This is a genomic window from Chitinophaga oryziterrae, from assembly GCF_009758125.1.
Lineage (GTDB): Bacteria > Bacteroidota > Bacteroidia > Chitinophagales > Chitinophagaceae > Chitinophaga > Chitinophaga oryziterrae.
The window spans coordinates 455484-471992 of sequence record NZ_WRXO01000005.1; the positions used below are offsets into that span (position 1 = coordinate 455484).

Genomic DNA, 16509 nt, shown 5'->3' on the forward strand with positions numbered 1-16509 from the left:
AGTTAAATTCATCATTTACTGTCTTTAGTATAATAATAGCTATGGATTATTCTGTATATGACACAGCAGATTTTGTTTGTAATGATTCTTTTGTAGCATGGATACAGCACGGAGAGCAGGCAGATTTCTGGAAAACTGTTGAAGAACAATACCCGGAGAAAAGAGCTGCCATGTCAGAGGCAAGAGCGATCATTACAGCTGCCAGCAGTTTACCGGCCTTTACATTGAAGGATGAGGTGAGTGCAGAGATATGGAATAATATCAGGAAAAAACCTGTTACCCGCTGGTACCGGGCGGCAGCAGCGGCTGCCATTTTTGCTTTGGCGACCCTGTGGTGGCTGATGCCGCAGCAATCCCATAAAAAGGACTTTGTCTACAGGCAACTGCTGCGAAAGGCGAAGGTGGAACATCCTGTAGAAGTAGTGAATGAGGGTAAAAAACCGATGGCAGTGAGCCTCCCCGATGGGAGTTCAGTATTGCTGCAACCGGGTGCCCGCCTGAGTTATCCTGCTTGTTTCAGCCATGGCTGCCATAGAAAGGTATTCCTGTCCGGGGCTGCCTTTTTTGAGATTTACCGGGATGCGAAACAGCCCTTTGTAGTGTATGCCAATGAGATGATCATTGATGTACTGGGGACCAGCTTTGCAGTGAAAGCATATGAGGAAGACAGCCTGGTGGAGTTGCTGGTGAAAACAGGGAGAGTAGCGGTATCCGTACAATCAACGGACCAGCAGGTGATCCTCACTGCCAATCAGCAGGCCATTTTAACACGGAGTACACTGCTGGTAGACGTGACATCGCTGCAGGAACATAAACCCCTTGCAGCCACCCTTGAAACGTACTCATTCGTATTTACGGATGCACCGGTAGATAGTGTAATGAAAACGATAGAACAGGCCTACGGTGTGCATATTACTTATGATAAAGCTTTGCTGGCAGATTGCCGGTTAACTGCATCGCTGTATGATGAGCCATTGTATGAGAAGATCCGCCTGATCTGTAAAGCGCTGGAAGCAAGTTGTATAATAGAAGGAAACGATATAAAAATATCAGCCAAAGGATGCCATCAAAACGTTATTGAAAATTAAACATCTGCTACAATTATGACAACCATCACTTAATGAAAAAAAGCCAGCGGTATGGCCGTACCACTGGCTAATGATCTTCAACCACGTTGCCTTATACCCGCTCCACTGGGATAAGCCAGCCATTCTATTTCCCACTATTAAATAGGAACACAATCCAAGTTATGAAAAAAAGATTACGAATCCATGATTTAATCCTTCTAGTCATGCGGATAAGCGTATACCAGCTTCTATTTGCCACAGTATTAAGTACAATTGCTTTTGCCAAAAAGAGTGATGCTCAGGAAATCTTCAAACAAAAAATATCACTGGACGCAAAGCAACAAACGGTTGCCAAAGTATTATCACAGATAGAGCAACTTGTTGATGTTAAATTCATTTACATCTCTTCCCTGGTCAGTTCTTCCGGAACGGTGAACGTACAGGTGAAGGACCAGCCACTGGGGAAGGTGCTGGACGACCTTTTAACGCCCCTTAAACTGAACTATCAGTTATCTGGCCGGCAGATTATACTTAATCGATTACGCGAGTCCGCAGAGGGCTTTATGGCAGTCCGGATATCCGGTACGGTCAGTGATGATAAAGGCGTGCCTTTGCCGGGCGTAAGTGTAAAACTAAAAGGCAGCACGGCCGGTGCTACAACAGATGCCACAGGCAGTTATGGCTTTAACATCCCCGAATATACCGGGACATTGGTATTCAGCTATGTTGGTTTCAACACCAAAGAGGTGGAGATCAATGGAAAGAATATCATTAATGTAGTCATGGAACTTTCCTCGACTTCGCTGAATGATGTAGTGGTAGTAGGATATGGTGCACAGAAAAAAGAATCGCTGACCGGTGCCATTGCTTCCGTAAACAGTACAGATATCGGTAGTATTCATGCCGGTGGAACAGTGAGCGCCGGACTGGCAGGTAAGATTGCCGGTGTATCCTTCCGGTTGTCTGATGGCCGCCCGGGAGCCAGTGCGTCTATACAGATCCGTAACATGGGTAACCCGTTGTACGTAATAGACGGAATTCAACAGGATGAAGGACAGTTCAATAATATTGCACCTAATGATATTGAAAGTATCACTGTACTGAAAGATGCCTCTGCCGCTATTTATGGATTGAGGGCTGCGAATGGTGTAGTTGTGGTGACTACCAAACGCGGTAAATTAGGCAGTCGCAATACCATCAATGTAAATATGTACAGAGGATGGCAGAACTGGACACGTTTCCCTAAAACAACGAATGCTTATGAGTGGATGCTGGGGAAAGCAGATGCGGAAATGAACCAGTATGGTCATACTTCTATTACACCGGATGAAATAGAAAAATGGAAGAAGGGCACAGAGCCCGGATATAAAAGTTTCGACTGGTACAACTTCATTGTAAAAAAGAACGCGCCGCTTACCCAGATGAACCTGAACTTCAGCGGAGGTTCCGACAGGATCAATTACTATGTTTCTGCTACTCATCTGAAACAATATTCTGTACTGGGAAGAGAATTCACTTTTGAACGTACCAATATACAGAGTAACGTAGAAGCACGGGTGTCTGACAATTTTAAGATAGGGGCACAGATCAACGGACGTATCGAAACGAGAGACCAACCGGGTGTACCCGGTGGAGATGATTACTGGGAGGCCCGTTTTGCCATACTGCGTAACACTCCGATAGAACGCCCTTATGCAAATGATAATCCTGCTTATCCCAATGACATAGGTCATAATAACGAGAACTGGGCATTGCAGAATAAGAAGCTGTCTGGTTACTGGCGTAGCGACTGGCGCGTATTGCAAACGAATCTTACCGCAGAATATCAGTTCCCGCTGAAAGGATTAACAGCACGCGGACTCTTCTCTTATTACTATGCGAATGAGATCATGAACGGACATGAGTATACCTATGACGTATATACGTTCAATCCTTCAGACAGCAGCTATAAAATAACAGGCGGTAGTTCCAATCCGTACAGGGAAAGGCGTAACCGCACCATCCTGTCTCCTACCGTTCAGGTACAACTGAACTACAACCGTGTGTTTGGTGCGCATACTGTAGGCGCTACTGTTGTTGCGGAAAGGATCAAGAGAAGGGACCTGAGTTCCTATGTACACTCTGTACCTACTACCAATGATCTCCCTTTGATCTATTTCTCTACGATGGATACCTATAATGATGCCGATAATACAGAAGCCCGTTTAGGGTATATCGGCCGTGTCAATTATAATTATGCCAGTAAATATTTTCTTGAAGTATCTGCCAGAAGGGATGCTTCATGGAAATTCTCTCCTGATAAAAGATGGGGCACTTTCCCTGCAATATCCGGTGGATGGAGAATTACAGAAGAGAAATTTGTGCAGTCACTGATAGGGCACAATGTATTGAGCGACCTGAAACTAAGGGCTTCCTATGGTAAACTGGGAGATGATGATGTAGGTATTGGGGCTTATGATTACTTATCAGGATATAATTATAATGCCTCTACAGTGATACTGGATGGTAAGGCTGTGATAGGTTCCAGCAATAAAGGGGTGCCTATCCGGAATATCTCCTGGTTTGTCAGTAAAACACTGGATATAGGTGCCGACTTTGGTATCCTGCATAATAAAGTGACAGGTACGGTTGATTATTTCAACAGGAAAAGGACAGGATTGCTAGGTGCGAAATATGATATCCTGGTGCCTAGTGAACTGGGCTATTCCCTGCCTTCAGAGAATGTGAACAGTGACCAGGTATCTGGTGCGGAAGCATCGCTGGCTTATGGAGGGAAAGTAAATGATGTGAAGTTCAATATAGGAGGCAATGTATCTTATGCCCGTGCAAAGAATTTACATACTTATAAACCTGTTTACAATAACTCACTGGACCATTACCGTAATTCTACACAGGAACGTTACAGTAATACCTTCTGGGGATATGAAGTAAACGGACAATTCCAGTCGCAGGAACAAATCAATAACTACAAAGTAAATATTGACGGATCAGGTAATAAGACATTATTACCGGGAGACCTGATCTATAAAGATCAGAACAATGATGGGATCATTAATGATCTGGACCAGCGCCCAATCGGTTATGGTACCGGCAAAAACCCTATCATCAATTTTGGTATTAATCTCGCTGTTTCCTGGCATGGATTTGATGCACGTGCAGATTTTTCCGGAGGTTCAGGTTATTCCTTTAACCGTAATTATGAATTGAGAAACCCTTATCAGAATGGAGGTAACCTGTTGGCGGATATTTATAAAGACCGCTGGCACAGGGAAGATCCTTTTGATTTAAACAGCAAATGGATTCCCGGTAAATATCCTGCATTGCGTTTTAATAATGGTGGACATAGCAACTACGGCAACAATTCTACCTTCTGGTTAATCAATGTACACTACCTCCGTGCAAGGACCCTGGAGCTGGGCTATACTATTCCTAAAAATATACTCAGCAAGGCAAAGATAGAAAAGGCCCGTTTCTATATTAATGGTTATAACCTGTTCTCCCTGGACAACATGCATAATGTTGGTATTGATGCGGAGATCACAGATGATAACGGTCTTACCTATCCGCAGAGTAAATATGTAAATGTGGGTTTTGAACTTTCGTTTTGATTTTTTAATTACAGAGATAATGAGAAAGCATATTCTTATCATATCATCCTTCCTTATATTCATCTTAGCGTGTAATAAGGACGCCGATTTTTTAAATACTGCTCCCAAAGATATCCTTACTGATGATGCCGTATGGAAGAGTGAAGACTTAACCTTGTCCGTACTGGCGGATTTGTATAACCGTTATCCGGAACAACAGACCATTACCAACTGGGCAGAGTACACGAATTTTGATGAGGCATTCCCTTCTGAAGCCGGTAATTACTGGCGGACCAAACAGGTGGATTATCCCTACGACTGGTGGAACTTATGGGATTATGGATACTTCCGTGACCTGAATCTTTTTGTGCAAAAATGCCAGGCTGCAGATCAGTTATCTGCTGATGTGCGGAACCGTTTTGTATCAGAAGCAAGATTTCTACGCGCTGCACTTTACTTTGAAGAAGTAAAGAGAATGGGGGGTGTTCCTCTGATACTGGAGCCTATGGAGTATAACTTCAGCGGAGACCCTACTTACCTGCAACATGCCAGGGCAAAAGAATCTGACATCTATGATTTTGTGATTGCTGAAATGGATACTATCAAGGCGATCCTTCCGGATGATGCCAGTATTAAGGCAAGAGCTACCAAAGGACTCGCGCTGGCCATGCAGGCACGTGCGGCTTTGTATGCCGCCTCTATTGCCAAATATGGTACGAGTACGCCTACGGTTACTTTAGCGGGTGGAGAAGTTGGTATTTCTGCGGATAAATCTACCGCCTATTATACCAAGGCATTAGCTGCTGCACAGGAAATTATCAGTGGTGGAAAGTATTCCCTGTATAAAAAGAAAACAGAAGATCTGCAGGACAACTTTGCTTCATTGTTTTATGATAAATCGAATAACCCGGAAGTCATCTTTGCACAGGATTTTAAACTGAAGAGCGGGAAAGTAGAAGACTGGACATTGAATAATCAGCCCTGGTCTTCCGCTGAAGAACAGCAGGGAGGCAGGGTGAACCCTTCGCTGAACCTGGCACAGTTGTATGAGAAGCTGGATAATACTTATAGTCCTTTCGTTACCAATACCGGCAGTGATTATGTATACTATGATAATCCGCTGGATATTTTTGCAGGCAGGGATGCACGCCTGGGTGGCACCATCATTTTGCCCGGTACTAAATTCAAGGGCGTACCACTGGACATATGGGCAGGAGTGATGTACTGGAAAGGCGGTCAGTATAATATTATCACAGGAGATAACTTCGGTGATCAGGACAGTATTCCTGTTGCCGGTTCGCCTAAAAGCTCACAGGTAGTAGGCGCGGATGGTCCTGTAGATGGACTGCAATTCAGTGCCCAGACGGGGTTCTACGTACGCAAATTTATGGATCAGACCGTAGGTTCCGGACAGATAGGAACAAGAAGTGAAGTATGGTGGGTACGTTACCGTTATGCAGAGGTGTTACTGAATGCTGCAGAAGCTGCTTTTGAACTGGGGCAAAGCGATGTTGCCGCTACTTACATCAACCAGGTACGTGAAAGGGCCGGATTTACAATACCACTTACTACTATTACTTTCGACAGAATTGTACATGAAAGAAGGGTTGAACTGGCATTTGAAGGACATGAGCTGTTTGATAATAAACGCTGGCGTCTGGCACATAAAGTATGGAACGGAGAGACGATCAGCGCTGCTGATCTGGTGACGAATATTGGTAAGGCGGATAAGGTAAATACAATGATATACGGGTTATGGCCTTATAAAATCTATAATCCGGGGAATGTCAATGATGGCAAATGGGTGTATAAAATCGTGAAGCCATCGAATGTTACTGCGGCGCATCGCTTTAAACTGGGCAACTATTATTCCCAGATAGGCTCTGATATCCTCAGTAATAATCCTAAGCTCATTAAAAACCCTAATCAGTAAAAATATTTCACATGAAGAAGATAATATACCTGGCATTGTGCATGGTGGCGTTGTCCTGTAAGAAGGATAATTATGATAGCCCTTCTGTTACTTTACAGGGCAGGATCACCTATCAGGGAGAAGCGATCAATGTAAGTTCCAAAGATGTTACGTTTGAATTATGGGAACCGGGATGGGGGAAGAATGGTGCGATTACCGTGAATATTAATGAAGATGGTTCTTATTCGGCGTTGCTTTTTAATGGTAACTACAAATTGATAATACCGCCTTCCCAGGGGCCTTTCAGGTCTGTATTGAATAATGAGACCAATTCGGATACGGTGCGTTTGCAACTGAATGGTAACAGGACAATGGATATTGAAGTGATGCCGTATTATATGGTAAGGACGCCGCAGTTTTTATTGACCGGTACTACGGTGGGCGCTACGTGTAAACTGGAGAAGATCATTACAGATGCCAATGCAAAGGATATTGAAAACGTGTTTCTCTATCTTAATCAGACAGCATTTGTGGATGGAACTAATTACATTGCAAGGACCAGTATAGCAGGGAGTGATATAGCAGATCCCGATCATATCAGTCTGAATGTGGAAGTGCCGGCCAGTACTTCTGCCAATGGCAGTACAGGGGACCAGCGTTATATTTACGCGCGGATAGGCGTGAAGATCAGTGGGGTTGAAGACCTGTTATTTTCAACGGTACAAAAGATTGATCTTTAATATGACTGAACTCCGGATGCGTCCGGAGTTCGCATTTTGCATGTATGAAAACATTCAATGAAAGACCCGGTAACGATAGCCGGACGACGGGTGAAGATATCCAGTCCTGTTTACGACTGGGAGAAACATGGAGATCTGGGCGATCCTGATCTGAAATATGTGGATATCAATGAAGGACCTGAGATATTGAAACACGGGAATAATTTATTCCTGGTGTATTCGGGTTCCGGATGCTGGACGGATAACTACACGTTAGGGATGCTGGTAGCAGACGCGGGCAGTAATATCATGGATCCCGCCTCGTGGAAAAAACTGCCGGCGCCGGTGTGTAAGCAGGTGCCTGAAATGGGGGTGTATGCGCCGGGGCATAATTCATTTTTCACCTCGCCGGGTGGTAAAGAGTCCTGGATCCTATATCATGCGAACGATCATTCGGGGGACGGATGTGGGGGAAAGCGCTCTCCACGCATGCAGCAATTCACCTGGAATAAAGATGGAATGCCTGATTTTGGGGTTCCTGTATCTACGCAATTGTTATTAAAGGCCCCGTCGGATAAATGAATATCTATTTTGTTAATATATTCTAACATGATTAGTTGATGCTTGCATTTTGCTGATTTTGCCCCTTAAATTTTTTTTGTTAACGCCCTGCTGACGAGCACCATAATTGAATATAGTGCAGTATATTTTCATTGCATTTCATGTAAATTCAAGCAGCCGATTACCAAAACCATTTATTCCTCTTTTTATGCCATCAATCGTTTTACATTACGTTATCATTGCGGGCATTACAGTCATGTTTATTTTAGTGAACAAAATCTACGGATACAAGACTAAAGTAGACGTAAGAGAACATAGTGAGCACCAACTGTAGTCAGAGACGCAACTTCAACTTGTTAAACCCAGAACCCCTAACCAGCTTCTACTGTTCTTTACAGACAGTATCAGGTATCAGCATGCCTTTCAGGAGGAGTATTTGTTAGTCTATAATATTCATGGACTATCAATAAGAATTTTAAGAATCGGCAGGATACGGTTAGCTGAAAATCTATTTCACATTAAAAACAAACCCTATACCGTATACGTTTTTAATGCTGATATTGGTATTGTGCTGGAAGTATTTGCGGAACCTGGAGATAAACACGTCGAGGCTTCTGCCAACGAAATAGTCGTTGGAGCCCCATACTTTGTTCAGGATCTCTTCGCGTTTGATTACACGGTTTACATTATGGAAGAATAACACCAACAGATCGCATTCACGAGGCGTGAGTATGATTTCTTCGCCGCTTTCTGTGATCAGTTTTAAAGAATCCACAAACAGCTGGTTGGTACCTATGCTGATTACGCCCTGTTGTTGTAACTGGTCTGAGGAAACAACAGGTTGTTTCCTTTTGATGATATTGCGGATGCGCAGCACCAGTTCATCTACATCAAAAGGTTTTACCACGTAATCGTCGGCGCCTATTTTCAGACCGTTGAGGCGGTCTGTTTTATCTCCTCTTGCAGTGAGAAAGAGGAAGGGTACATTGTTATTTACTTTCACTACACGGTCTGCCAGTTCAAAACCGTTCAGTCCGGGCAGGTTTACATCTATCAGCAGTATGTGGTAAGCATCCGGTGCTTTTTCAAAAACACCCAGCGCGGTAAGGCCGTTTTGTTGCCAGTCCACATCAAAATCCATCAGTTCAAGGTATTGTTTAACAACATTCCCCAGATCTGCTTCATCTTCTACCAGAAGAATTTTGTGTTTCATCCCTTATAATTTAATCAGGAGTGTATCGTCCCCGTTTTACATCCTTTGTTCATGCCTGGTTGATAGCATTCGTTATTCAGGTATAATGATTACAAATGTACTTCCTTTTCCGGCTTCACTTTCTACTTTTAATTTCCATTGATGAGCATCAATACATTGTTTCACATAATGCAGTCCGAGTCCTAATCCTTTTGAGTATTGGGTAAGATCTTTCTGATGCCTGTAGAACTTATCAAAAATATACTTAATCGTTTCTTTTGTCATGCCGATGCCGTTATCGCTTACGATGATCTGTATTCCTTCCTTATCCGGAGTAATGGCTACTGTGATCTGTTTAAGCGGCTGCAGGTTATACTTTACGGCATTGTCCAGTATATTCAGCAGCAAAGTGGCAAAGTGGAAGCTGTCTGCCTCTATGGTAATATCGCAGGGATATTCTTCGTAGGTAAGGTGTAGGTTTGCCTCGGAGAATTTAATGCTGAAATCTGTAAGGATATCCTTTACAAGAATGTTGAGGTCTTGTGGTTCTTTATGTACAGATAGTTTATCTATAGCGGCAATATCGAGTACCTGTCCTATCAGCAGTTTCAATCTTTGTGATTGTCGTTCTATGATTTCCGATAAAGATCGCAGGGCAGTCTTATTATCGAGTATCTTTTCGTTCTGAATATTTTTATTGGCTACCATGATTGCCGAAAGTGGCGTATGGAATTCATGGGTGATGTTATTGATGAAATCTGTTTTTACATCGGACAGATGTTTCTGTTTGATCCAGTTGCGAAGCGTAATGATAAAGAGGGTGATAATGGCCAGCATGGATAACAGGGACATGGTCAGCATCGGCCGCATTTGTTTGAATACCATTTGCCGCCTGTTATAAGGATCTGCGTGAAAGGTGAAAAAGATGGCGTAGGTGTAAGGTAATGGGTCTGATACGTTCAGGCTTAATATCATACTCTGATCGTCCGGTGTTTTCAGATTGCCGAAAATGTGCAGGCCTGTCTGCTCCTGCATGGCGCTGTCGATCAGCAAATATTTGTTTCGTCCATCGTATATGTTCACATACTTCATATCGCCGAACATCAGATCTATCCTGTGTATGCTCAGCAGGTATTTTAATGAATCCGTGATATGTTCTTTCTCTTTTATACTCGCCAGCAGGCTGTCTACTTTTTGTTCTTTGATAAGAGAATTGAAAATATTATTTAAGAGGACCTGTGTTTCTTTATTGAATGCGGCGGTATCTGTAGCGTGTAATCTTTCCAGCTCTTTGAACTTTGGCGCTATATAGCTGTCGATGATCTTTTTACCGCCGGGGAATAACTGATCATTGACGATGGCACGGGTATAGTCTTCCTGTATCTGTCCCTTCTTTTCATAATAGAAGCGACGGTTCAATAAATCATACGTGTTATACACGAGAATGAACTGAACGAGTGCAAGTACAAGAAAACAGATAACTGATGTTGTGATGTAAATTTTAACCGGATGCGTCATGAAATAATTCCTGAAGGACAAATATATCCTTTCAAGTGACAGTTTTTCCCTCATCCGTAAATTTCTCATCATATATAAATATCGGGAATTTAATTTTCATTTACAATCTATTAAACATTGTTTACAATTGGTTTGCTTTTTATTGACAAGTTTTAAATGGTTGTAATGCTAATTTAGTGCCCTTATACTCTTTGTGCTAAAATACCACTAAACACGTACTCAGTCCAGGCTGTGAGCTGCAAATCGCTATTAACCTTTCCGTTATGCCTTGTAGCTTACAGCCTTTTTTATCAAACTTTTTAAAACTTTACGCTGACCTTTGCCGATGAAGAAGAAACTAAGAATACTCGCACTTTTGAGCCTGACATTTGTAGCCGTGCATGGCGAGAGTTGTAAAAATGATACTACTGAAAAGATTAAACTGGAAGTACCTTCTGCAGATGCTCCGCCGCTTACCTGGCAGGAACACTGGTTCGAACACAAACAGCTTGTAAAGCGCGTTTATTATGATGATAATGTGGCTGTTTACTATGATGATGCTGTTGACAAAAACATCACCTGGCCAGCAAGAAAGATGGAAGACATCTGGAAGTATGTAAAGAAAACCTATGGCACTTTTGGTAAAGAAGGACGACTATATGTAATACTGCATAGTGGTAAATATGGTGGCGGTCATCCTGCTACTTATTTTGATGAAAGTCATGACTACCGTAATGTAATTGACGTGGGGCAGGCGGGTCTCTGGACAGACAGCACCGGCTGGAACCTGGGAGCTACTGCACATGAGGTTGGACATATTGTGGAAGGTGGATCTAAAAACGTTCATAACTCACCTGCATTTCCTATATGGGGAGATAGCAAATGGATGGAAATATTCCAGTACGATGTGTACAAAGCGCTGGGATGGAATGATGCTGCTACCAGCCTGTTTGCAGAAATGCAGACCAAACATGATGATTTCCCGGTTGCAGGAGCGCAATGGTTCCGGAACTGGTTTTATCCTATCTATAACGAGCATGGCGGTACTGCTACACTGAACAAATTCTTTGATCTGCTGGCTAAGAACTTCCCTAAAAACGGGAATGCTTACAGTCGTAATATGAACTGGGGAGAATTCGTACATTTCTGGAGCGGAGCTGCCGGTGTTGATCTGAAGGCACAGGCTACACTCGCCTTCGGTTGGCCGGCCGAGTGGGAAACACAGTTTCAGCAAGCTAAGAAAGACTTTCCTGCTATCTCTTATAAGTAGTTTTACAGTCCTTTACCTATCCTCTAAGCACCGGTGTTTTAAACACCGGTGCTTTTTTGTGTGTATTCTTCTACACTATGGTATTACAGCCTCGTAATTTTCCTGTAAAAGAGCCCTTTTTAGCATACTGGCAAATATTTTGTTCTTAAAATAATGTTAACGTATGGAGAGGTATACAAAAACAAATCGCAACTGCCGCCGGGTATTCCGGAGGTAGCATCATTCAATTGTTTTTATGGAAAAGCATACTGTTACAGTTTATATTGAGGGCCGGTCCTATCAGATTGCTATTACGGTGAACAACATGGTTCATAAAACCACTTATGAAGTGATTACAAGCGGCAACATCCTGAAGGACTTTTCGCCCGAAGCAGAGGAAGTAATCCCTGAATACATCAGCTGGCAGGAAGATGCTGCTGTAAGGCCGGAAGAGCGGATTAAGATGGTACAGAGTGAACAGATAGCCCGAATTATCTGGACGGACATATTAGACATGATGGAAAGCTGATTCTGCTTACTTTTGTGCAACATGTACAAAAGGGAGTATGATGCAATTATAGTGGGTTCAGGCCCCAACGGACTATCAGCTGCTATTGCAATGCAACAGCAAGGGTTGTCCGTCTTATTACTGGAAGGGAAAGATACTATAGGAGGGGGATTGCGTTCCGCGGAACTTACTCTACCCGGATTTACCCATGATATTTGTTCTGCTATTCACCCATTGGCAGCTGGTTCTCCTTTCTTCAGAAAGCTACCCCTTGAACAATTTGGCTTAACTTATCTGCAACCGGCACTACAGGCTGCCCATCCCTTTGATAATGGCACGGCCGCCATACTGGACTCCTCACTTGACAATACGGTACAATTTCTTGGTAATGACGGCGAGGCTTACAGGGACTTAATAGCTCCTTTGCTGAAAGACTGGCCACTGCTGGCGCCTGATATCCTGGGTCCCTTACACTTCCCTGATCATCCGCTGTTAATGGCAAAATTCGGTCTTAAAGGGCTGCTGCCTGCTACCCAACTATTAAAACGTTTTAAAGGAAAGGAAGCGAAAGCATTATTTGCCGGGATGGCAGGGCATTCCATGCTGCCCTTGTCCAGCCTGACTACTTCCGCCGTTGCACTGGTGCTGCTGATAAACGCGCACCTGGGGGGGTGGCCTGTACCTAAAGGCGGGTCCATGGCCATTGCTAATGCCCTGGGAGATTATTTCAGATCATTGGGAGGAGAGATAGTGACTGGCGTATATGTGCGTTCTTTAAAGGAACTCCCGCCTGCACGTGCGGTATTGCTGGACGTAACCCCTCAGCAATTATTAACCATTGCCGGAGAGCGTTTCTCTTCTTTGTATAAATGGCAGCTGCAACACTACCGTTATGGTATGGGCGTATTTAAGATCGACTGGGCACTGGACGGGCCTGTTCCTTTTACGGATGAAGCATGCCGCAGGGCCGGTACGGTACATCTGGGCAATACCATGGAAGAAATAGCCACCAGTGAATACAAGGCTGCCAATGGGCAACATGCCGAACGCCCTTTTGTATTGCTTGCACAACAAAGCCTTTTTGATGATACCCGTGCTCCGGCAGGTAAACATACCATATGGGGCTATTGCCATGTGCCGAATGGTTCTTCTGTTGATATGACAGATGCTATCGAAAAACAGGTGGAGCGATTTGCTCCCGGCTTCCGCGATCTGATCCTGGGTAAGCATGTGATGAATACAGTGCAGATGGAAAACTATAATCCTAATTACGTAGGTGGGGACATCAACGGTGGCGTATTGGATATTACGCAGTTGTATACACGTCCCGCATTACGGTGTTCGCCTTATAATACGTCGGCAAAAGGCATATATGTTTGTTCTTCTGCTACACCGCCTGGTGGTGGTGTGCATGGCATGTGTGGCTTCCACGCTGCAAAAAAAGCATTGAAAGATATTTTCAGTATCCGCATTTAAACTCCATTAACAATCCGTTTAACATCTATTGACATGTTTGTGCTCTTTCTCTGACTATATTAGTAGAGATGTACCCAGCCCGTGTGTGACCCAACGTAAGCGTCTATGAAAAACGAATAATTCTCAACCAAAATAAAACCCAATCTATGATTCTCAGGATCTTTACAAAGTTATCCCTGTCAGCTTTGCTATTGTGTGGTATGAGTCGGGTCTATGCCCAGACGGATATTACTGCAAATGGTGGCGTTGTGACCGTCCAGTATTCAAATGGTAATGTTGCCGAAAATTACCAGAATCTGATGGACAACAACGTCAATACAAAATATTATATCGCTCAAACAGCGTACTGGTTGGGGTATCAGTCGACTTATACGGCGATCGTTACACAGTACACCATTACTTCTGCCAACGATGCTTCCGGCCGTGATCCTAAAAGCTGGACGCTGACCGCTTCTAATGATGGTAATACCTGGACTACCATTGACACACGGACCAATCAGACCTTTGCCAACCGTTTTCAAACAAACACCTACACCTTCTCTAACAGTACCGGCTATCTGTACTACCGTTTAAATGTTACTGCCAATAATGGTGATGGTGATTCTCAACTGGCGGAGTGGCACCTTGCCGGTTCTGCTTCAGGGCCTGCTGCCCCGAGTGATCTTTCTGTTACATTATCTACCTATAAGGCTTCTCTTAGCTGGTCTGATAACGCTACTAATGAAACAGGCTTCCAGATACAAACCTCTATTGACGGTATAAATTTCAGTACCATCTATACTGCGGCTGCAAACCAGCATGTATATGCAGATAGCGGTATAAGCGCTTCTACTGCGTATGAGTATCGCGTCATAGCTGTGAATGCGGGCGGGATCTCTGCACCTGCTGTTGCTTTTGCATCTACACCTGCGGCGCCTTCATTAACGGATATCACTGATTTTACAAATGGTGTTATTACTGACCAATACAGTACTACCGGTGTAGAAGGTATTGCCAAGGTTACAGACAACAGTGTTTATTCCAAGTATCTGACTACACACAATGCAACATGGCTGAACTTTAAGTTGCCTGCTGGCGGTGTTGCTAAACAATATGCTATTACCTCTGCCAATGATGCCACTGACAGAGATCCGAAAAACTGGACGTTCCAGGGATCTAATGACAGCATTAACTGGATAACCCTTCATACTGTAACAGGACAGGTATTCCCTTCCAGGTATCAGAGAAGATTGTATCTGATCAGCAATACTTCTACGTATACCCATTACAGATTAAAGATTACTGCTAATAACGGTGGCGCTTATACACAATTGGCAGAATTACAGATCTATGGTACAGGCACGGGTACTGTTGATACAAGCATTCCTGCTGCACCATCCAGCTTAATTACACAGGCTGTTTCCGGCAACCAGATCATACTTGACTGGGCAGATAATGCCTCCAACGAAACCCGTTATACACTGGAAAGATCTACCGACAGTACTAACTGGGGTACTTCCTTTACAATGGACCCAAACACTACACATTTTTACTCACTGGAACTGTCTCCGTTAACTACTTATTACTACCGCTTAAAAGCAGTGAACGCGAATGGTTCTTCTGCATGGGTATATGCTAAGAATACCACCCTCACCAATGTACCTCCGGCTACCTGGAAGGAACACTGGTTTGAACATAATCAGTTACTGAGCCTTGTATACAGCAACAGCAGCGTGAATATTTATTATGACAGCGCTACACCTACATCTATTACCTGGATGAATCAGGACTTTACAGATGTGTGGAACTATGTAAAACAGAACTACGGGACCTTTAGCGATCCTAAAGTAAATATGGTGTTCCATAGCAATGGTTATAGTGGCGGTCATCCTGCTACTGTATTTGATTCTTCTCATGATTACCGCAATGTGGGAGATCTTGGCGGAGAATGGAGTACAAGAAGCAGCTGGAACGTAGGTGCTTCTATTCATGAAATAGGACATGTTGTTGAAGGTGGTAGCAAAGGGGTGAAAAAATCGCCTGCATTCGCTATCTGGAATGATAGCAAATGGAATGAGATCTTTATATATGATGTGACCAAACGTCTTGGCTGGACTGCTGATGCACAGCAAACATATAATGATGTAATAAACGGACAGGATAATTTCCCAAGACCAGGTACGCACTGGTTTAAGAACTGGTTCTATCCGATTTATACACATGCAGATTCCAGTGCTGCGTTAAACCGTTTCTTTGTATTATTATCACAGTATTTCCCGCAGCATAATGGCGAATATACCCGTGATCTGAATATGGGAGAGTTTATACATTTCTGGAGCGGCGCTGCTCAGTATAACCTGAAAGCACAGGCCGATACAGCATTTGGATGGAACAGCACTTACGAACAACAGTTCAAACAGGCACAGATTGACTTCCCATTCACTTATCCGGATGTACTGGCTGCTCCTATCGCTGTTGTTAAACCAACACATTTACCGTCCTGCCTGCAGATATGGCCTAATCCGGCAGCTAATACCGTGTATTTAACATTACCGGAGGATAAGCAGTATACGATAGATGTCTACTCCGTTTCCGGTGTTAAAACGTTATCTCAACGTATTAAAGGGACCAGCAGTACGCTGAATGTTTCTAACCTGCCTGACGGATTGTATATCGTTACCGTAACAGATGGTAAAAAAGTGATCTCTAAAGAAAAAGTAGTTGTGAGCAACAAGCATAATTAGGATATTATTACTGAGCAA

The 16509-nt window shown here is 43.5% G+C and carries 11 protein-coding genes; 9 read left to right on the forward strand and 2 right to left on the reverse strand.

Annotated features, from left to right (window positions below; genetic code table 11):
- Positions 1–41 precede the first annotated feature (41 nt).
- From GO495_RS19500 to GO495_RS19520, 5 genes are all read left to right on the forward strand, one after another.
- The gene (locus GO495_RS19500) at positions 42–1088 is read left to right on the forward strand and encodes a FecR family protein (protein WP_157301388.1); all 1047 of its coding nucleotides are present in this window, start codon (positions 42–44) and stop codon (positions 1086–1088) included.
- A gap of 203 nt (positions 1089–1291) precedes the next feature.
- Positions 1292–4675, forward strand: a complete 3384-nt coding sequence (locus GO495_RS19505; RefSeq protein WP_157301389.1) for a TonB-dependent receptor — start codon at positions 1292–1294, stop codon at positions 4673–4675.
- A gap of 19 nt (positions 4676–4694) precedes the next feature.
- On the forward strand, positions 4695–6587 hold the full coding sequence (locus tag GO495_RS19510; protein WP_157301390.1) for a RagB/SusD family nutrient uptake outer membrane protein: 1893 nt from the start codon (positions 4695–4697) through the stop codon (positions 6585–6587).
- An 11-nt stretch (positions 6588–6598) separates the two neighbouring features.
- Positions 6599–7306, forward strand: coding sequence for a DUF3823 domain-containing protein (locus GO495_RS19515; protein ID WP_157301391.1), 708 nt, complete (start codon positions 6599–6601; stop codon positions 7304–7306).
- Positions 7307–7363: 57 nt separating this feature from the next.
- Positions 7364–7867, forward strand: a complete 504-nt coding sequence (locus tag GO495_RS19520; protein ID WP_157301392.1) for a family 43 glycosylhydrolase — start codon at positions 7364–7366, stop codon at positions 7865–7867.
- Positions 7868–8354: 487 nt separating this feature from the next.
- Here the strand turns inward: GO495_RS19520 and GO495_RS19525 are convergent, their stop codons facing one another.
- Entirely contained in the window at positions 8355–9059 is a 705-nt protein-coding gene (locus GO495_RS19525; RefSeq protein WP_157301393.1) for a response regulator transcription factor, read from the reverse strand.
- Between the two features lie 72 nt (positions 9060–9131).
- Positions 9132–10628: a sensor histidine kinase gene (locus GO495_RS19530; protein ID WP_157301394.1), complete on the reverse strand. Its 1497-nt coding sequence runs from the start codon at positions 10626–10628 to the stop codon at positions 9132–9134.
- Positions 10629–10881: 253 nt separating this feature from the next.
- Between GO495_RS19530 and GO495_RS19535 the strand changes: the two genes are divergently transcribed.
- From GO495_RS19535 to GO495_RS19550, 4 genes are all read left to right on the forward strand, one after another.
- Positions 10882–11805, forward strand: a complete 924-nt coding sequence (locus tag GO495_RS19535) for a hypothetical protein (RefSeq protein WP_157301395.1) — start codon at positions 10882–10884, stop codon at positions 11803–11805.
- A 235-nt stretch (positions 11806–12040) separates the two neighbouring features.
- Positions 12041–12313 (forward strand): hypothetical protein, encoded by a 273-nt coding sequence (locus tag GO495_RS19540; RefSeq protein ID WP_157301396.1) that lies wholly within the window; start codon positions 12041–12043, stop codon positions 12311–12313.
- A 21-nt stretch (positions 12314–12334) separates the two neighbouring features.
- Positions 12335–13768 carry a phytoene desaturase family protein gene (locus GO495_RS19545; protein WP_157301397.1) on the forward strand — a complete coding sequence of 478 codons (1434 nt, stop codon included), beginning with the start codon at positions 12335–12337 and terminating at the stop codon, positions 13766–13768.
- 146 nt (positions 13769–13914) lie between these two features.
- Positions 13915–16491, forward strand: coding sequence for a T9SS type A sorting domain-containing protein (locus GO495_RS19550; protein WP_157301398.1), 2577 nt, complete (start codon positions 13915–13917; stop codon positions 16489–16491).
- The last annotated feature ends 18 nt before the right edge of the window (positions 16492–16509 follow it).